16 protein-coding genes are annotated in these 20,176 nt (G+C 42.6%); 7 read left to right on the top strand and 9 right to left on the bottom strand.

The features are described 5' to 3' along the window. Window positions 1-85 precede the first annotated feature (85 nt). Window positions 86-829, top strand: a complete 744-nt coding sequence (mtgA, locus tag FXV77_RS02435) for a monofunctional biosynthetic peptidoglycan transglycosylase (protein WP_148917621.1) — start codon at window positions 86-88, stop codon at window positions 827-829. 24 nt (window positions 830-853) lie between these two features. Here mtgA and FXV77_RS02430 read toward each other — a convergent pair whose 3' ends face one another. From FXV77_RS02430 to FXV77_RS02405, 6 genes are all read right to left on the bottom strand, one after another. Further along, window positions 854-2,197, bottom strand: coding sequence for a DUF5125 domain-containing protein (locus tag FXV77_RS02430; RefSeq protein ID WP_148917620.1), 1,344 nt, complete (start codon window positions 2,195-2,197; stop codon window positions 854-856). Further along, window positions 2,197-3,684, bottom strand: a complete 1,488-nt coding sequence (locus FXV77_RS02425; protein WP_148917619.1) for a glycoside hydrolase family 30 protein — start codon at window positions 3,682-3,684, stop codon at window positions 2,197-2,199. Before FXV77_RS02425 ends, FXV77_RS02430 begins: the two co-directional genes overlap by 1 nt. A gap of 12 nt (window positions 3,685-3,696) precedes the next feature. Beyond that, window positions 3,697-5,223: a RagB/SusD family nutrient uptake outer membrane protein gene (locus FXV77_RS02420; RefSeq protein ID WP_148917618.1), complete on the bottom strand. Its 1,527-nt coding sequence runs from the start codon at window positions 5,221-5,223 to the stop codon at window positions 3,697-3,699. 18 nt (window positions 5,224-5,241) lie between these two features. Next, window positions 5,242-8,214 carry a SusC/RagA family TonB-linked outer membrane protein gene (locus FXV77_RS02415; protein ID WP_246162172.1) on the bottom strand — a complete coding sequence of 991 codons (2,973 nt, stop codon included), beginning with the start codon at window positions 8,212-8,214 and terminating at the stop codon, window positions 5,242-5,244. Window positions 8,215-8,436: 222 nt separating this feature from the next. Next, window positions 8,437-9,978, bottom strand: coding sequence for a DUF6377 domain-containing protein (locus FXV77_RS02410; protein ID WP_148917617.1), 1,542 nt, complete (start codon window positions 9,976-9,978; stop codon window positions 8,437-8,439). A 64-nt stretch (window positions 9,979-10,042) separates the two neighbouring features. Beyond that, the gene (locus FXV77_RS02405) at window positions 10,043-10,447 is read right to left on the bottom strand and encodes an RNA-binding S4 domain-containing protein (RefSeq protein ID WP_148917616.1); all 405 of its coding nucleotides are present in this window, start codon (window positions 10,445-10,447) and stop codon (window positions 10,043-10,045) included. A gap of 286 nt (window positions 10,448-10,733) precedes the next feature. On the opposite strand from FXV77_RS02405, the gene FXV77_RS02400 reads away from it, so the two are divergent. From FXV77_RS02400 to brnQ, 4 genes are read left to right on the top strand one after another with little or no spacing between them, the layout of a single operon-like run. Further along, window positions 10,734-11,555: a 2,3,4,5-tetrahydropyridine-2,6-dicarboxylate N-succinyltransferase gene (locus tag FXV77_RS02400; RefSeq protein ID WP_148917615.1), complete on the top strand. Its 822-nt coding sequence runs from the start codon at window positions 10,734-10,736 to the stop codon at window positions 11,553-11,555. After that, on the top strand, window positions 11,555-12,136 hold the full coding sequence (locus FXV77_RS02395) for an L-threonylcarbamoyladenylate synthase (RefSeq protein WP_246162170.1): 582 nt from the start codon (window positions 11,555-11,557) through the stop codon (window positions 12,134-12,136). The genes FXV77_RS02400 and FXV77_RS02395 overlap by 1 nt, the downstream gene beginning before the upstream one ends. Then, the gene (folP, locus tag FXV77_RS02390) at window positions 12,133-12,957 is read left to right on the top strand and encodes a dihydropteroate synthase (RefSeq protein ID WP_148917614.1); all 825 of its coding nucleotides are present in this window, start codon (window positions 12,133-12,135) and stop codon (window positions 12,955-12,957) included. Before FXV77_RS02395 ends, folP begins: the two co-directional genes overlap by 4 nt. Window positions 12,958-12,979: 22 nt before the next feature. Further along, window positions 12,980-14,284 (top strand): branched-chain amino acid transport system II carrier protein, encoded by a 1,305-nt coding sequence (brnQ, locus tag FXV77_RS02385; protein ID WP_222867685.1) that lies wholly within the window; start codon window positions 12,980-12,982, stop codon window positions 14,282-14,284. Here brnQ and metG read toward each other — a convergent pair. Further along, entirely contained in the window at window positions 14,252-16,321 is a 2,070-nt protein-coding gene (gene metG, locus FXV77_RS02380) for a methionine--tRNA ligase (protein ID WP_148917612.1), read from the bottom strand. The two genes, brnQ and metG, sit on opposite strands and share 33 nt — an antisense overlap. Before the next feature lie 104 nt (window positions 16,322-16,425). Here metG and FXV77_RS02375 point away from each other — a divergent pair, with 104 nt between their 5' ends. Beyond that, the gene (locus FXV77_RS02375) at window positions 16,426-17,325 is read left to right on the top strand and encodes a S66 peptidase family protein (RefSeq protein ID WP_148917611.1); all 900 of its coding nucleotides are present in this window, start codon (window positions 16,426-16,428) and stop codon (window positions 17,323-17,325) included. Window positions 17,326-17,536: 211 nt separating this feature from the next. After that, window positions 17,537-19,117: a phosphoenolpyruvate carboxykinase (ATP) gene (gene pckA / locus FXV77_RS02370; RefSeq protein WP_246162168.1), complete on the top strand. Its 1,581-nt coding sequence runs from the start codon at window positions 17,537-17,539 to the stop codon at window positions 19,115-19,117. Between the two features lie 37 nt (window positions 19,118-19,154). Here pckA and FXV77_RS02365 read toward each other — a convergent pair whose 3' ends face one another. Continuing rightward, window positions 19,155-19,619, bottom strand: a complete 465-nt coding sequence (locus FXV77_RS02365) for an ABC transporter ATPase (protein ID WP_148917609.1) — start codon at window positions 19,617-19,619, stop codon at window positions 19,155-19,157. Between the two features lie 16 nt (window positions 19,620-19,635). Beyond that, window positions 19,636-20,172 (bottom strand): DUF420 domain-containing protein, encoded by a 537-nt coding sequence (locus FXV77_RS02360; protein WP_148917608.1) that lies wholly within the window; start codon window positions 20,170-20,172, stop codon window positions 19,636-19,638. Window positions 20,173-20,176: the final 4 nt, after the last annotated feature.

Raw genomic sequence — 20,176 nt, 5'->3', positions numbered from 1 at the left:
AATAAGAGAAATGATGTGATTTGGCAAGGTGAATGATATTTTGAAAAAAATCTTCTAGCTTTGCTTATCAAACCTGCAGGCGAAAATGGCAATCAAGCGCACATCGAAAAGAAAGAACAGCATAAAAAAGAAAAAAACAAACCGCAACAAATGGCTTAACCTGATAAAAAAGTGGACATTACGCCTTGTTGTCGGATTCTTTGGAATCACCATTACCTGGGTGTTGCTCCTGACCTTCATTAATCCTCCTCTTACCTATCTCCAGGTCAAAAGGGCTTTTGAACGAAAAGCTGTCGGGAAAGAATGGAAAATAGACAAGAAATGGCTCGATTATGACGGTTTATCGGACAACCTCAAGCGTGCAGCCATTGCGGGCGAAGATGCCTATTTCATATCACATAACGGGTTCGATACAAAAGCTATTCGGAAAGCCTTCGAAAGGAATCAAACTGGCAAATCGTTACGGGGAGGCAGTACCATTAGTCAACAAGTTGCTAAAAACGTATTTCTGTGGCCCCAGCGTTCTTGGTTACGAAAAGGACTGGAAGCTTATTTCACGGTGCTGATAGAAGCCTTTTGGAGCAAAAAGCGCATTTTAGAAGTATACCTGAATGTCATCGAAATGGGACAAGGCGTATATGGAGCAGAAGCTGCGACACATTACTATTTTCACAAGTCCGCTAAAAGCTTAACTAGAAAAGAGTCCGCATTGATTATCGCTATCCTGCCGAGCCCTCAAAAGTGGGATGCTAAACGCCCGTCAGCTTATGTTAACCGACGGGCAAATAGTATTGTAAGGTACATGAATTATTATAGTATTCCCGAGTAATATGTAACATCATCATCCAGGACGTTAACGTTTCTCAAAAGAAACTACCCCATTATCGTTTCCTCCTGTTAAATCGACCGTAAGTACATACTTGGCGCCTTCCTCCAGTGTCACACCATCTGCAAGCCCGATATTCCAGCTACTGGTTAATTTTATCAAGTTTTCCGAGCCGGCTGCTAAGGTCAGACTGCTGAACTCACCTCCCCAATCATTCTGGAAGAAAAATTTAAAATCTAAATAATCAGTTCGAAAACGTTGTCCGAACGAAGAACCCTGCTCGGGCCCGGCAATACCGGTAAATTGATACTTTTTAGATGAAATTTCAGACACACAATATGCCGCTCCCGGATTCCAGCCAAATTGTGAATCCAATGAAGGGGAACCTACACCCCAACCCATCAGCCAAAGCGCACCATGCCCATCATCACCAAGCACTGCTTCATTTTCGCCTTCCATGCGGATAACAGCAAACGATTTCGATTCCGTGTCGGCAACCACACGATATTCTCCACTCATCGGTAAGAACGTCAAACCATCATCCGTTCCTTTTATGAAATAATCCGGATCGACCCACCATTCGGCTAGCTCAACACCTGTAACCTGAACAGTTTGCCCCTGCGTCAACGTCTTTTGAACATAGTAACTATTCGCATCCAGCGCGAGCATATCCTCCCCATCGAAAGTCATTTCCACCAAAGGCGCGTGTTCATATGTCAAGACATTGAATGTAACTTCATAAGCCATTTCCGTACCAGAAAAATTGATAAAATCGGACGTTTCGCCCACGATTATTTGATTATCAACAGATTTTCCGAAAATCAGCTCATTACCGTTCTCTCCTACTTTTGGAGATTTTATACGTGCGCTAAGCGCTTGTGGAAAATTACCTGTCGCGCTGTAATGATATTGGGATTCTTTCTCCATCCGATATTCCACTCCATCCGAATCCACTAAGGTCAAGTAGGGAAAGTCCGGACGGGAAAGTGCTAGATCTTTCTGCTGCTCGTTTTTCACCATCCCGACATTTTCCAACACAAATTGCAGTTGTGCCGTTCCATCCGGAATATTTTTTAAGAATGGCACATAAATTTTACCATTATAATTACCGTATTCCTTCGTACGGATAACCGTTTCTGACACCAGATCGCCACTGAAATACAATTGTGCTTTCAGTGTAGATAAGGCATGTCCATCATCCGATACATGCACATTGAAAGGGATGCTATCGCCAAAAAGGGCTGTTGTGGGCACGTCGTTCAGCTCCACAATCGGGTTTCCGCCACCGAGAGGATACTCATAGTCCTCTTTACAGGCGGCCACTGCAACCAAGCATAGAAAAAAACCTATATATTTCTTTATCGTGTTCATTATTTCCAAGTATATGAAACCACCGACTGTGCCGGAATTTCTGCTCCAAAATAGTTTGTTCCATCCGAAAAGGTAATACGTGTATCCGCTGTGTTCTCATTGAGTAACACCACCGCATAGCTGTTGTCCAGATTCTTGAAAGCTGCCAGCACAACCCCATCCTCCGCAAAACCTTCTGTTCCGATGCGCACTGCTCCAGGCTTTACCACCGATGAGAGGTGCCCTATAATAAAATAATGCGAATTTTTCTTTATCGTTTTATAGTCTGCAGAGCTGATATCTACTGCACCGAAGCACGTTTGACAACCTCCGTCTCGGTTCGGACCCCGCTCTGAATCTAACATCAAATTCCAGACAATAACGCCCCGACACCAGTTGTTGACCGTACCCAATGCGACTTCCTTCATGTCTTCCAGAAGACGTTTGCCAAGATTTTGACCTGTATTCCAAGTACCGATCGATGTCTCCGTGAATACCAGCTCTTTTTCAGGCGCTTTGTTATGTATATCCAACAATTCCGCTTTATCGCCTCCATAATTATGATAGGCTGATCCGGCAAAATAAGCGGCGGCGGCTGCATCTTCGTAAATCTTAGCTGGGTAATCTTCCTGACTACTGATATTATCGTAGTTATAGTTATGGTCATAAGCATAGATTTTTGCTGTGATTCCTGCTTGTTGAAGCTTGGGGCCGAGTGCATCGCGAACAAAATCACGTTGCTCGTCCCAATACATCAACATGGAAGCCGAGTTTAAGGGGTTCAATGGTTCATTTTGTGGTGTGATGGAATAAATTTCAATGCCTTCCGCTTTCATAGCCTGAATCCACTTCACAAAATATGTGGCGTAGTCTTGATAATATGTAGGATTCAAATGACCTCCTGTCCACGAATCGTGTGGTGCCAAATCCGTTAGGTTATTTACTTTCATCCACTTGGGGGGTGTCCAAGGCGATCCCATGATTTTGATACCCGGATTAATAACGAGAATTTCTTTCAGAATCGGAATAACATATTTCTTTTCTTCTTCCTGCAAAGCAAAATTCTCAATACCTGATTGGTCGGCCAAGGTATATTCACTCATGGAAAAATCTGAACAGCCGATCGCGATACGGATATAGCTTTGTCCCATACCCTCATTGACATCGAACGTCTCTTTCAGAAATTTCGTCCGGTCAGCCTGAGCCATTTTCAACAGGTTATACGCTGTCGAACCGGTTATGGCAGCACCGAAGCCGTCCATCGTCTGATATTTTACATGCTCGTTCAGCAAGATAGTGCGTGGCGACATATTTACATCGGAACCGAAATCCACATAGGTTTTTCTAAACTCTTGTGTACGCGCTGCTGTCGTTATATATACGGTTACATCGCCCGAAGTTGGTCCCGGCAGATCCGGTGTCACATCATTTTTGGTGCTCGACCCACACGCCATCACCATCAAACTTAACAGATTACCTAATATTATTTTCTTCTTGAATTTCTTCATTTTATTTTTTTATTAATAGCCTAAATTCTGTTTTAAATTCGGATTTTGATCCAGCATACTTTGTGGGATCGGCATACGATAGGAGTACTCGTTGAATGGATATACCTGTGCTCTTCTGCCTGAATCTTTGGCATAAAGACTGTTCATCACTTCTTCAATCTTGCCTAAACGCCTTAAATCATACCAGCGCTGTCCCTCAAAAGCAAGTTCCAGCCGTCTTTCTGTCAACAACGCCTCCAACATAGATGTGCGGTTGCCACGAACAGTAGATGAAAGCGCACTTAACCCGACCCTTGCACGTACTTGATTGATGATATTGGCCGCCGCATTCAGATCAGGACTATCTTTCATAATCAGCGCTTCCGCTTTCAGGAGCAAAATATCCGCATAGCGGTATTTAATGATACTGTTCACTGCAGAACGCAGTTTATACATAAATGGATAATTATTTGCCGGATAATAGTTGCTCCAAGTCGTTTGATAATACACTACCGATTCGCTGAAACGTATATCGTCGCCTTCTCTCTGAAAAGCACTGATCAAATCGCGCGAAGGCGTAACCCATTTTGCCCAAGTAAAATTTTCATTGTAGTTTATCAAATTTCTCCCGAACATCCAGGTAGCCCAGTTGCCGTTACCGGAGAAAAACTGCCCTTCAAGTATAGATTCTATGGTATTACGCTTCTTGACATCGGTCTGATCCGCGTTCATCCCAAACAGATTGGTAAAATCTTCTTCCAGTGCGAAACCATCAGCAGCGAGTTCATCGGCATACTGAATTACCTTATTGTAGTCGCGTAACGGTTTCTCCGCATATATTTTAGCTAATAATGCACGGGCAACCGACTTACTAAATTTTGTCTTGTCACCTGTGTTATTGGCCGGCGCATCCGGAATCGCCTCCAAGAGGTCTTTTTCAATTTGCTGATATACCTCATCCTCCGTATTCTGTTCTGGGAAATATGTTGGGTATACCTCTTCAATATTCTCGGAAGTAATATCTTTAGCCACCGTTGTGATCACCGGCACATCTCCCCATAGGCGTACCATATCGAAATAGATCATCGCCCGGAATATCTTCGCTTCTGCTTTGTATTGTCTGCGCTCAGTACTGGTTAGCGATGTATCATCCACAGAATCAATGTAAACAATAAGACGATTAGCACGTCCTACATCCTCCATGAAACGATCCCAATCCCTTGCCAACACGCTGTTGGAACCATCAATGGCATTATTCTCAAAGGGCAATACCTCTGCACCGGTCGTTCCGGCATAAGCATTATCGGCATGTGCGTCGCCTATCAGCAAATAATCCAGATACCAGTGTTCCTGTCGGTCACGAATCTGGTTATACACCAGTTGCAGGTGGCTGACCACCGCAGCTTTATCACGAAACGCTACGTATTCACCTGCTTCGTTCACGCCTTCGGTTACATCCGAATAAGCATCCAACGGATCCCGTATCAGCGAGCAAGATTGCGTCCAAATCAGTATCACCAACAAGAGTATACTGTTGCCTATCGTTCTATATCTTTTCATGTTCATCAGATTTACGAATTAAAACTCTACATTTACGCCAACCACAAAAGATCTGTTCTGTGGATAAGTTCCCCAATCTATTCCCTGTACAGCACCGGAATTACCCCACTGATTCACTTCGGGATCGAAACCCAGGTATTTGGTGAAGGTGAGTATATTGTTCACCGATGCAAAAGGCTGCATACGGTTGATACCCATACGGCTCAGCGCTCCGCTTTTCACATCATAAGAGAGTGCAATATTCTTTACCCGGAGGAAACTGCCGTCTTCAACAAAATAGGTGGAATTTTTCAGGTCAAAACCTGCCTTAGGAATAACCGTTTCTTGTCCCGGTACACGCCAGCGGTCCAACACACGCACCGACTGGTTTTTACCATCGTACATCCCTTCGGTTTCCATACGCGAAGCATTGAAAATATCGTTCCCGTAAGAACCTTGCAGGAATACACTCAGATTAAAGCCTTTGTATGAAAAACTATTCGTGAGACCGAAGGTAAAATCAGGATTCGGATCACCGATATATGTCCTATCAGACGAAGAAATTCTTTCGTCATCGTTCAAATCCCGGTATATCAGTTCGCCAGTTTCTGGGTTTACACCATCGCTGATATAGCCGAAGAAACCGCCTAGAGCACGTCCGGGTTCGTTGCGCACCGCATAATCATTGATAAAATCAGAAGTAGTTGCCGTATAGTATATCTTTTGCAGTTCCAATTTATCCAAATGATTACGGTTGAACGAAATATTGAAATCCGTCGACCATTTGAAATTGTTCACCATATTCTTGCTGCTTAGGTTCACGTCCACCCCTTTGTTGGTTATCGCGCCCTCATTCCGTCGGATAGCCCCTACATCCCGCGCACCACTCGGCACCGTAGCATACATCAGCACATCTCTTGTTTTTTTGTAATAATAATCTAGGTTTACCGTCAACCGGTTGGCAAAAGCGGTGAAATCCACCCCTACATTGGTTTGCGCAGTAGTTTCCCAACGCAAATCACGGGTTCGCAGATTTGCTGCACTTATCACCGGTAACGCGTTCTCCTGTCCGGTTGTAAACCAAGACACCCGCGTTATATTATAGGTCTGTAGGTAGGAGTAATCTCCCAGTCCCGATTGGTTTCCGGTTTCACCCCAACCACCGCGGATTTTCAAATCATTAATCCAGCTAACATCCGAGAGAAAATCTTCTGATGATAGTCGCCAGGCTGCGGATACCGATGGAAATACTCCCCAACGGTAATCCGGATGCAATTTGGAAGAACCGTCTGCGCGCAGATTGGCCGTAACCAGATACTTTCCATCAAAATTATAAGCCACCCGCCCAAATAGTGACATGATCGCCCACTGCGAACCACCCGACCCGGTACCACTGTTGGGGTCATTTCCCCAAGCGATTTTATTTGCCGCATTCAACGTCTCGATGAGATTATTCCGAAAATGCGAACCATGGATCCAGCTATTCCGGTAATCCGATGTTGTCCAAGATGTTCCGCCCATCAAATCGATGCCGTGCTTGCTATATTGCTTACTGAAATTCAATACGTTATCAAAAGTCAGCACCGTATTGACATTACGATTATCCGATGCTTCGCCATATTGATTGCGCCCCCAAGAGGTAGATATCGGATCCAGGAAAGTCGTCGTCAATCCATTCCTGCGGTCGATAGATAGCATGGTTTTGAAGTTCAACTCCGGCGTGAAAGTCAGCGTAGCACTTCCCGACGCGATCAGCCAATTTTCCCGGCCATTGTTATTTTTTGTCCGGGCGATATTCTCCAACGGACTGGTTATATTCACGCCATAAAAATCCGTATAATATTGCGCCGGATTGTCTAGATCCCAGATTTCAGCATAGCTCGGCGTATTGATAACAGACAGCACCACGCCTCCGCGATTGGCCCCATTACCGGTGTTGATACCATTTATATTCTTGTCTGAATACGAGATATTGGCATTGATTTTCAGCCAGTCGCGTACATTATTCTCTATACTCGCCCGGATATTATAACGACGAAAAAAAGATGATTTGATCACACCGGCTTCATCCAACATACCACCCGAAAGCATATATCGGAGTTTCTCATTGCCATCCGAAATAGATAGCTGGTAATTTTGCATCAGACCGTTTTGAAAAGTTTCATCAAACCAATCTGTTTTATCCTGAAGCCCCGCCGGCACATGCACAATACCGATTTCATCCTGCAAATCTTTATATTGTGCGGCATTCAGCGATTCTATCTTGCTGATAACGTTGTTCCGCGTCAGTTGTGTATTCAAGGCTATCTTGGCATCGCCTGCTCTACCCTGTTTGGTGGTAACCAATATGACTCCATTAGCCGCCCGCGAGCCATAAATAGCTGCCGAAGAGGCATCTTTTAGAATTTGTATATCAGCAATATCATTCGGTGAGAGAAAGCTCATATTCTCCACGGGTACTCCATCCACTACATACAATGGTGAATTACTGGCATTAAAAGAGGTTGTACCCCGTATGCGGATAGACGTTTCCCCGCCGGGAGCACCATTCGGCTGAATGACAGATACACCTGCTGCCTTACCTTGGATAGCCTGTCCGGCCGATACGACCGGACGTTCGTTCAAGTCTTCTAACGAAACACTCGAAATGGCTGTGGTAATATCTTTCCGTCTCACTGAACCGTAGCCGATAACGACCACATCTTCCAGTGTGGAACTGCTCTGTTGTAACAAGATCTCTATAAAAGATTCATTTGCGATAACCGTTCTCATCTCGTAGCCGATGTAAGAAACGACTAAGGTCGCGCCTGAGGAGATATTGGACAGCGTAAACGCTCCATCTTTGGAGGTCGATGTACTGGTAGATGTACCCGATACGGAGACAGTGGCACCCACAATTGGTTCTTGTGTCTGTCCATCTTTTACTGTTCCCCGTAATGTTGTAATCGTCTGTCCAAAGAGTGATCCTCCTCCCATCAATATGACAAGGAATAGAATGAATAGACGCATCATTTTCTTAGAAAATACCATAGGTTTGTTAATCTTTGTTTATTGGATTATAACTGTAAAGCTCATTCTCCCGAAGGAGATCAAACAAAGTTAACGACGGTCAGCACGAAAATACAACGGTTAAAACACAACTCCGGTGTAAAAGTAACGACATTAAAACACAAGACACTAAAATCCAATAACTTAACAAAAACAAATGGAGCTAAAAAGTAAATAGGGAAAGCATTAAAAAGAGCGAATGGTGCCAATATCCCGAATTTTATCTTCAAATTCGTCTTTAGAACCAGCCACTTTATTACGAACTTTTACTCGGTAATTATATACCGTTCGTAGCGAATACCGAAGAAAGGACGCTATTTTGGCTGAGTCTGCTATGCCGAGACGAATTAAGGCAAAGATACGTAGCTCGGTATTGAGTTCGTTGTTGTCCAGGTTCATACGTTCTTCTGGTCGCAACAGCTTATTGAAATCGTCGATAAAGGATGGATAAAGATTGAGGAAAATAACATCAAAATTACGGTATAAGTCTTCCAATTCATGCTTTACCACATCTTGTGATTTTAACATTTTACTAATGTCGTCTAATTTTCCTTGCGCGAATTTCTTTCGAACTGTTGCACGCTGCTCTTCAATCTTGTCAATATAACTCGAGCAGATATCGAAAAACTGGGTAATGTATTCCTCTTTGATGTGGTTGGCTTCGGACAAGTCAGTATTGACTTGTCGCAGCTCCTCGTTCAGACGTAGCAGTGCTTGATTTGCTTCGTGCAAATCTGCACGGGTCGCCTTCAATTTTTGAATCTGTTTAAAGAGTATAAACAGTGCTATTACAAGCAGCAGTGTCAATAAGCTGATCACCATTAAATTTTCTCTTAACACGCGCTTTTGTTCCGCTTCCTTTTCCTGAAAAGAAGCGTTAATAATAGAGTAGAAAGAAGAGTTTTCCAGTGTTCGGTAGCGCACATTAGAAAACACCGCATCATCAATGGCTTTCTGAATAAATGTAAAAGCCTTATCTATATCACCCACTTCGTAATAGCATAACGCTAGGCTTTGCAACGAAGCATTGTCTTTCACCACCTGCTTGATATCCGTTATCGCTGAAATGGAAAAATAATAGAGCTGCTTTTCTATATCGCCTTCATTTTTATATATGATACCCATAAGATAGGCAATTACAGCCCGTTCGGGTTGATTATCGGTCGTTTGTCGAAGCAACTGTAATAATATTTCCTTAGCTTTTTCTGCCTCATTATGAAAGAGGTGTTTTGTCGCTAATGCAATATTATAATCCAGTGATGATGAATCTAAAACGGTCAATAGCGAATCTCGATAAATTTCACTTTGCGTGAAATAGCGTTCCGTATTGCTGCTTTGTCCATAATGGCTGTTAAACGCTAAAAAAGCGTCAAAATAATCGGGTAATAGTGCTGCAGACAAGCTGTCTCGTTTGATTTGTCGCAGCAGGTTCCCTGATTCGATAAATTTACCCGCGGAAGACAATAAACGTGCTAGTAAAATGGAGGCTTGGTTAATCCGTTCTGGATCTTTTAACCGCTCCGCAATATCTCTATATTGTTGTGTATAGCTAATGGCCGAATCAATCTGATACTTACGGTATTCCTGAATAATTTGAAACAGAAGATCCTCTCGTTTTTCTATTGTTTGGTTACGCCTTAAACTGCTCTTTATCCCTTCTATTTTTCGCAGTTTATGCTGCTCGAATCGTTCACTGGTTCGAAGTACCTGTCCCAATTCTCTTTGCATTGAATCCACATGAGCCTGTACTGAACAGCAGAACCAACAGGAAAATAAAATAGAAAACAGGGCTTTAACTTTTCTCATCTTCCCACCAATCCGATTTTAAATCGTCTATCTCACGGCGGTCTTTTTTTGTAGGTCGTCCCGTACCGCGATCACGTTTCAGTACCGGAGCATGAAAGGTAGATTTATAAGCATACGTTTCTTCCACTGGTGTCCGGTCTTCATAAAACTGTACCGCCGTTTTGGCATCTACACGTCTTTCCAATAAACCGGTCACGAGAATCACCTTACGTTCAATGCCTTTTTGGACGGCATATGTTTCTCCTACTTTCACTATATAAGAGGGCTTTACATTCTGTCCATTCAGCTTCACGCGCCCAGCTTTACATGCTTCCGTGGCCAGGCTTCTCGTCTTGAATATACGAATTGCCCACAAGTATTTATCTATTCGTAGTTTTTCCGTTGCTGCCATACAGCAAAAATAAGGTTTTTTTATCTTCTTTTTCCCTGCGAAAAAGAAGCAAACCGACCAACGGGAGCTCATGAACACCAAAATAAACATTTGTTCATAAAAGCTCGTCCTTCGGATTTTTGACAGGGAGGGAAGGTGCAAGGGGAAGATTTCTACAGTTGTCAAAATTCCGGATGGACGTCATAGGTTAATGAGGGGTAGTGCAATTGTATTGTTCCTTCTTTAACTTAAGGATTTTTTTTAAGTTTGTAGATGACCTTGTCATTTCATAACATTATAAGTAAAAATGGATATACACAAACTGCAAAAATTAATTGAAGACGCTTGGGAAAACAGGCAATTATTAGAATATAAAGAGCATTATGAGGCGGTCAAAGTAGTGATTGACAAGCTCGACAAAGGCGAAATCCGTGTAGCGGAGCCGATTGGTAGCCGCTGGCATGTAAATGATTGGATAAAAAAAGCGGTTATTCTTTATTTCCCCATTCAGGAGATGAAAGAAGTCCACAACAACCCTTTTGTTTACTATGATAAAATGGAACTGAAAACGAATTATAAAGCACTTGGGGTACGTGTTGTGCCAGGAGCAAGTGCGCGTTACGGTGCTTACCTGTCAAAAGGTGTTATTATGATGCCTTCTTACGTGAACATCGGTGCTTACGTGGACGAAGGTACGATGGTCGACACATGGGCTACCGTAGGTTCTTGTGCTCAAATCGGTAAAAACGTCCATCTAAGTGGTGGTGTAGGCATTGGCGGAGTTTTAGAGCCTGTCCAAGCAGCACCTGTTATCATTGAAGATAATGTGTTTGTAGGTTCTCGAGCCATTGTGGTAGAGGGTATCCGCGTTGAAACGGAAGCGGTTTTAGGTGCAAATGTTGTATTGACGGCGTCAACGAAAATCATTGACGTATCTGGATCTGAACCAGTGGAATACAAAGGTTATGTTCCTGCACGTTCTGTCGTTATCCCAGGTTCTTACACCAAGAAGTTTGCCGCTGGCGAATACCAAGTACCCTGTGCCTTGATTATCGGTCAGCGTAAAGAATCAACAGACAAGAAGACTTCTTTAAACGACGCATTACGTGAACACAATGTGGCTGTTTGATGATGCATACCGCTGTACATAGAGAAGATTTGAATAAAGCCCTTGAAACGTTGAAAAACGGAGGGCTTATTCTTTATCCTACGGATACCATTTGGGGGATAGGATGCGACGCTACTAATCCCGAAGCTGTAGAAAAAGTCTTCGCATTGAAAGGGCGCGAGCAAGATAAAAGCCTGATTGTGCTCCTGCACAATGATAATCAACTTGCTAGTTACGTCAATGACATACCGGAGGTGGCATATGAATTGATAGAATATACGGAGAAACCTCTAACCATTGTGTATTCGAATGCCAAAAATCTAGCGTTAAATGTTGTAGCGCCCGATGGTAGCATCGGCATCCGGATTGTCCGTCATCCTTTCTGCGAACAGTTGCTCCAACGATTTCGTAAGCCCATTGTGTCTACCTCTGCAAATATCAGTGGCGAAGTCTCCCCTTCCTGTTTCGAAGATATTTCCGAACATATCAAGACAAGAGTGGATTACATTGTGGAGTACGGACAGCATGAAAAAGGAGATGGTAAATCTTCAACCGTAATGAAGCTGGATCCTAGTGGTAAATTTGATTTTTTACGAAAGTGACACCTACCCAATCTATTAACGCCAATGGACGGCTAATAACATTTGAGAAACCGCTCATCATCGGCATCCTCAATGTAACACCGGACTCTTTTTACGACGGCGGAAAACATAATAGTGCCGAACAAGCTTTGGCACGGGCTGAGCAGCTTATTATAGAGGGAGCGGATATCATCGATATCGGTGCTTATTCTTCCCGTCCAGGCGCGTCTCCCATATCTCCTCAAGAGGAAATAAATAGAGCTGTACCAGTTATCCGGGAATTGGTCCGAAAACATCCTCACCTTATCCTATCTATTGATACTTTTCGTGCTGATGTTGCGGAAGCATGTGTAGAAGCTGGTGTACACATTATCAACGATATTTCGGGTGGTACACTCGACAAGAATATGTTTACTACAGTAGCCCGATTACAGGTTCCGTATATTTTGATGCATATGCGCGGCACCCCGGAAACGATGCAAACACTAACGGATTATGATGATATTGTCGTCGATGTGGCAACGTCATTAGGCGAAAGTATTTCAACATTACGTGCGCTAGGTGTTAAGGATATTATCCTTGATCCAGGTTTCGGATTTGCCAAAACGGTTGACCAAAATCATGAACTCTTACGTCGGGTCGATGAACTGCACTACTTCGGTTTGCCTATATTAGGAGGGATCTCCCGCAAATCAATGATATACAAAAAGCTTGGCATTACCCCCAATGAGGCGCTGACGGGCACCATTGCATTAAACACATTATTACTAACGAAAGGCGTGCAATTGCTCCGCGTGCACGATGTAAAAGAAGCGAGACAACTGATTGAATTATTATTTTAACGTTATTAATTAAGATATTATTTTGAGAAAGTTACGAGATATTACCACCATCGGTTTTGCCTTATTTGCCATGTTCTTTGGAGCGGGGAATTTATTATTACCTCCTTTTATCGGTCTGCAAATAGGCGATCATGTTTGGATAACGATCTTGGCATTTGGACTTACCGGTATCTTACTTCCTTTTCTCGGTATTTTATCCGTCACCAATTCCGGCGATGATTTTAACGACTTAGGTCATCGTATCAATAAGAACCTTGCCGCTATCCTCGGATCTGTTATCATGATTTGTATCGGTCCGTTGATTGCTCTTCCACGAACCGCAGCGACTACATTTGAAATAGGGATACTTCCGTCTTTCCCAGACAGCAACCCCGTGTGGACATCTATTTTCTTCTTTGCCGTTACCTGGTTGTTTTCGATTGTTCCGTCTAAGGTTGTGGATTTGGTTGGAAATGTTCTAACACCATTTTTACTCCTAGTCCTTGTTATTTTGATTGGCATGGGTATCGCAAATCCAATTACTGCCCCGCAAACCGGTATCCTTTCCACGTCAGATTCGTTTACACTTGGGTTTATTGAAGGCTATCAAACGCTTGATGTATTGGCATCCGTTATATTTGCGGGTATTATTATCTCCGCAACCAAAGCCAAAGGCTACGAAAGTATCACTACAAAAAACAAGGTCGTCATCGCATCGGGAGCATTGGCTGCAACTTGCCTATTCTTTATTTATGGTGGTTTAATTTATCTGGGCGCTACTTCCGATATTCAAAACACCCACATCAGCCGCTCGGCCCTCCTTATCCATATCTCAAACAGTATTCTCGGAAAGTACGGAACACTGGCTATTGCTATCAGTATCGCATTGGCTTGCCTAACTACTGCAATTGCGTTGACCACCGCCGTAGGCGCCTTCTTTAACAAACTGACTAAAGGTAGGCTAAGCTATAAACTATTAGTAACGGCTTCTTGTATCCTCTCCGGAATCTTGGCCGTCACCGGCGTAGACAACATTATCCAATTCGCCTATCCGCCATTGGCTTTCGTCTATCCTATTGTCATCACCTTGGTTTTATATATCGTTATATTTGGGCGGTCTGTCAAATCCAAACTACCATATGTTGCTGCATTGATCGCCTCTACCATCATCGCATTATTAAACGTATTGAAGATATTCGATATGCTCAACGCGGATACATTGACCTGGTTAAACCATATTCCCTTCTTTGCTTATGAATTGGGTTGGGTTGTTCCTTCGTTCGTATTTTTTGCTGTTGGCTTTTTTATTTCTAAACTACCTTACGGAACTACCCGTTTTAATCGTTGAAGTCGGGTTCACAAAATCCAATCTGCCATCCGAATCTTCAGCCATTAAAATCATCCCCTGCGATGCAATGCCTTTGATAACCCTTGGTTCCAAATTCACTAGAATAGATACCTGCTTACCAAGAATGTCTTCTGGGTTAAAAAATTCGGCGATTCCGGAAACCACTGTTCGCTGATCGATACCCGTGTCGATTTTCAGCTTCAACAGTTTCTTCGTTTTAGCAACTTTCTCTGCTTCCAATATGGTTCCCACACGAATATCCATTTTTAGGAAGTCATCATAGCTAATATTTGCTTTTGACGGTTCAACCTGGACAGCAGCCGCTGCATTCTTGGTTTTAGCTTCCTGCAGTTTCTGCAATTGAAAATCTACTTGCTCATCGCTAATCTTTTCGAATAGCAATTGTGCTTTACCGAGTACATGCCCTGCGACAATAAGATTTTGCTGCCCTGCATACGCCCAGTCTTGGGGTGCCAAATCTAACATCGCAAATAACTTGCCAGCCGTTTTCGGAAGAAACGGCTGTGCTAATACGGCCAGATTGGCAACAATCTGCGAAGCCACATAGAGGACTGTTTTCACGCGCTCGGGATTTTCTTTGAATACCTTCCACGGCTCTTCATCGGCGAGGTATTTATTACCCAAACGCGCCGCATTCATAAAATGGCTCAATGCTTCTCGGAAGCGATATTGCGCAATGGACTGGTTAATGAGTTGCGGGTAGCTAGCCAATTCATCCAATACGACTTGATCGCTATCAGATAAAGCTTCTCCTAAAGAGACTAGCCCTTCAAAATATTTATGAGAAAGTACCATTACCCGGTTCACAAAGTTACCTAAAATGGCAACCAGCTCGTTGTTCACACGTGCTTGAAAATCTTTCCATGTAAATTCACTATCCGATGTTTCCGGCAAAATAGATGTGAGCACATAACGTAGCTCATCTTGTTTATCCGGAAATTCCAATAGATACTCATGCAACCAGACGGCATGGTTTCTAGATGTTGATAATTTATCTCCTTCCAAGTTTAAGAACTCGTTTGCCGGAACATTTTCAGGCAATATATATTCGCCATGCGCATGCAATATTGCCGGAAAAGTAATACAATGAAATACAATGTTATCTTTTCCAATAAAGTGAATCAAGGTTGAATCATCTCCGGGATTGGCTTGTTTCTTCCAATATTTTTCCCAATCTTGATCATGATCAAGCGCCCATTGCTTTGTAGCAGAAATATATCCAATAGGAGCATCCAGCCAAACATATAATTTTTTACCTTTTGCTTCCTCGAGCGGAACATCCACTCCCCAATCTAAATCACGCGTCATAGAACGTGGCTGCAAGCCGGATTTTAACCAAGATTGACATTGTCCCAAAACATTCGGTTTTAGCACACCTTTTTTTCCCTCGATCAACCATTTTTCCAACCAAGGTTGATATTTATCCAACGGAAGATACCAATGCTTGGTCTCTCTCAATACGGGTGTTTTCCCGCTCAAGGTCGATTTAGGATTTATGAGGTCTGTCGGGTTCAACGAAGTACCACATTTTTCACATTGGTCACCATAAGCTCCCTCATTATGGCAATGCGGACATGTACCCACAATATAGCGATCAGCTAAGAATTGATGATATTCTTCATCATAATACTGCTCGGAAAACTTTTCTATAAATTCCCCTTTTTCATAAAGGTTCATAAAAAATTCCTGCGACAGCTCGTGATGCACCTTTTCCGAAGTGCGGTGATATATATCGAAACCGATACCAAATTGGGCAAAGCTCTCTTTAATTTGCTGATTGTACTTATCAATAATTTCTCGTGGTGTTACGCCTTCTTTCTTTGCTTTGATAGTAATAGCGGCGCCATGTTCATCCGAACCACAAACAAACACCACATCCTTTTGGTTCAACCGTAAGAAACGCACAAAAATATCAGCGGGAACATAAGCTCCAGCAAGGTGTCCAATGTGTAAGGGGCCATTAGCGTAAGGCAGAGCCGATGTAATAGTAAAACGGTTTTTAGATAAGATACTCAACGTATAACGATTTTTAAGTTGACAATAACATTGAAAAAAGAAACAAAAACTTGTTTCTTTGGCAAAGATAACTCAAATTGCGCGTATAATAATAAGGGTTTGACATGAAAACACCTGAATTTCTTAAGAAAGGCGATAAAGTCGCCATTGTTTGTCCGGCAAGCTACATTAAGGGTAATATAGCACCAGCTTTAACGATATTGAACAGTTGGGGGCTAGACGTGGTAATAGGCGAAAGTGTTAACTCCCAATTCCACCAATTTGCTGGAACAGATGAAGTCCGTAAACGAGACTTACAGGCTGCACTTGACAACCCGGAAATTAAAGCTATTTTCGCAGCGCGTGGTGGATATGGCACAGTTAGGATTATAGATCAACTAGATTTTCGAAAGTTCAAAAAACAACCCAAATGGATTGTCGGTTTCAGTGATATTACAGTCCTCCACAGCCATCTACACAACAAGGTTGCTGTATGCAGTATACACGGGCAGATGCCAAAATCTTTTAACGAAAGTACCAAAGCGGCGCTAACGTCACTGAAGCATGCCCTTTTTGGGGGGAAGATGGACTTCGAATACAGTCAGCGTACATTTCCTAATCGCACAGGCTGCGGAAATGGTCGCTTGATTGGTGGTAACCTAGCCATTCTCCATAGTATTTTAGCTTCTCCTTCTGATGGAAAATATGACAACAAGATTCTCTTCATTGAAGACGTAGGCGAACAACATTATAACATTGACCGTATGCTATGGACACTTAAGAGGGCAAATAAACTTGCCAAACTGCAAGGATTAATTGTTGGTGGTTTTACTTCGCTAAAAGATAGCAATCCTCCGTTTGGACAACGGTTTGAAGAGATTATCATGGATAAAGTCGCCGAATATGATTTTCCCGTCTGCTTTGATTTCCCTACCGGGCACATTGACAATAATCATAGCCTTATCTTCGGGAAAGAGGTGACGCTGAACGTGAATCAAGAAGAGGCCTCGTTAATGTATAACTAACGTTGGTTGTGGTCATCCCTAAGCGATTTCGCAACTGCTTTTTTTCATCATAACGCCAAAGGCCGGACACAACAATTATTCTACAAAAGAACCAAAAAACCAAATATTTATCTATTTTATCCGATTATTTACGAAAATTATCCTCCACTGAATTTCCATCGGTATTCTACATACCTTCGTTTTTATAAACTAAATAATGACTATTATGGTTATGGAAAGGTTAGCTATCCTAGCTTCAAAGGCTTATCTTAATCAAGATGCAAATACCTTAGTCCGGCAGACCCTAGAACGCCGACAGGGAATATTAAGCGACAAAGGTGCTCTTTGTATTCAAACAGGAAAATTTACGGGGCGTTCTCCGAAGGACCGATTTATCGTTCGGGATGAATGTACAGAAAACACGATTGATTGGGGAGAAATCAATATTCCCATTTCTGCTGAAATCTTTGACAGCCTTTTAAACAAGATGAGCGCTTTCATGCTCGACCGAGAAGTATGGATGCGGCATTGCTATGCCGGAGCAAACCCCACCTATCGTCTCAACGTTACCGTCATCAATACAACTCCTTGGGCGAACCTGTTCTGCCATCATCTTTTCCTACGTCCCTCCGTTAGTGAGCTCGAAAACTACCAACAAGAGTGGATCATATTGCAAATACCGGAGTTTTTAGCCGATCCAGCAATCGACGGGACCCGACAGGAAAATTTCACCATTATAAATTTTAGCAGAAAAATGATTTTGATCGGTGGATCGGCCTACACAGGTGAAATGAAGAAAGGTATATTTTCTGTGCTGAATTTTCTGCTTCCCTATGAATACGGTGTACTCCCGATGCATTGTTCAGCAAATGAAGGTGAACAGGGTGACGTCGCATTGTTTTTCGGATTAAGTGGTACGGGGAAAACAACGCTATCCGCTGACGCTAGCCGTAAGCTAATCGGTGACGATGAACACGGTTGGGCAGATGATACCGTATTTAATTTTGAAGGAGGCTGTTATGCTAAATGTATCGACCTTAGTAAGGAGAAAGAGCCGCAGATATTTAGTGCTATAAAACATACCACACTTTTAGAAAATGTAAGTTTCTTTACGGGCACAAATATCGTGGATTATAGCGATACCGATATCACCGAAAACACACGGGCAGCCTATCCTATTGATCATATTAAAAACGCTAAGGACCGTTCTGTTGGAAAAATTCCGAAGAATATCTTTTTTCTAACTTGCGATGCTTTTGGCGTCCTTCCACCCATTTCAAAACTGACTACCGCACAAGCGATGTATCATTTCTTATCAGGATATACTGCTAAAGTAGCCGGAACAGAGGTTGGCGTTCGCGAACCACAAAGTATATTTTCTGCCTGTTTTGGACAAGTTTTTTTGCCCCTCCATCCAACAGTATACGCCGAATTATTAGGAAAAAAATTAGACGCGCACCCCGAAGTTAGCGTTTGGTTGGTAAATACAGGTTGGACAGGAGGTCCATATGGGACAGGCAATAGGATTCGTTTACAATATACCCGTGCAATGGTTCAAGCAGCCATCCAAGGCGAACTCACCAATCAAACATTTAAATCACACCCTAATTTCGGCATAGGCATACCGCAAGAATGTCCTGGAGTACCGGCAGAATTACTTGACCCTCGAAATACCTGGAAAAATAAGCACGCTTACGATAAACAAGCGGAAATGTTGTCGACGCTTTTTATTCAGAATTTCCATCAATATAAGGCAGAAGCGAGTGAAGAAATACGAAATGCTTCACCCAAATTAATACAAATGGAGGTTTAGAAAAGAAAAAAGGCACGAGCGACGAACTCGTGCTTTTTTATAAAAACACCCGAGCGTGCCAACTATCTTTTATCGGCACTTCCCATATAGTATCTAATTCTTCTGCAGAAGTTATCATATTATTGAAAACAATAGCAGCATCCAGATTAATCTCACCAGTTGCCAGCAATTTTCGAAAGTCTTCTTGTGATACTAGATGGATAGGCTGATCTATACTACTCTTATATGCTATTTGCATTCGATCGAACAAAGATATACCTAGTTCGTGCTCTATTTTCTTTAATAGGTGTACCGACTTATCAATAGAACAACCCGTAACCATCGCTTTCTGCTCGTCAACCATCAGAAGAACAAACAAGCCATAACGAATTTCGAACGATCCCGCCAATTGATTGCCGTGTGCCGTCCATTGTGCAACAAATTCTTGTAAGATTTGCTCTATTCTACGAATTTCTTCCTCTTGTAAAAAACGATTGCTCTGATAAATCCAAACTCTTTTCATGACATTTATATCATTTCTAGATGTAATAAGGTGAAATCATCACATAGACAATAACACCTGTTATCGCGACATATAGCCACATCGGGTATGTGATACGCGCGAGCTTTTTATGCCGCTCATAAGCGCCGGCGATACCACGTACAAATGTAAACAATACAAATGGTATAATGATGATGGATAAAAGGATGTGGCTTATCAATATAAAGAAATAAACATACCGTATCGCCCCTTCCCCTCCATAAAGAGTAGATTCAGACGTCATGTGATAAGCAACATACATCAACAGGAATGCTATCGAACATCCCATACAGATCTTAATTAAATTCTCGTGTAGTTTCCTATTTCCTCTTTTAACGGCGGATACGGCTGCAACCAACAATACGGCAGTAATCCCATTGATAGTGGCATAAATTGGGGGCAAAAAGGTTAACGGCTCCACATCGTAACCCAGTTTCCTCAAATTCACTCCAAATAGCATCGCTACTGCTAAAGGAATAATGATAGAAAGCGCGACAATCCACTTTTTGTATTTCTTCTCTTCTACTGTCATCATATGT

It is taken from the genome of Sphingobacterium phlebotomi, from assembly GCF_008180195.1.
Lineage (GTDB): Bacteria > Bacteroidota > Bacteroidia > Sphingobacteriales > Sphingobacteriaceae > Sphingobacterium > Sphingobacterium phlebotomi.
The sequence above is the reverse complement of the archived record's forward strand: the minus strand, read 5'-3'. Positions and strand labels throughout refer to the sequence as shown.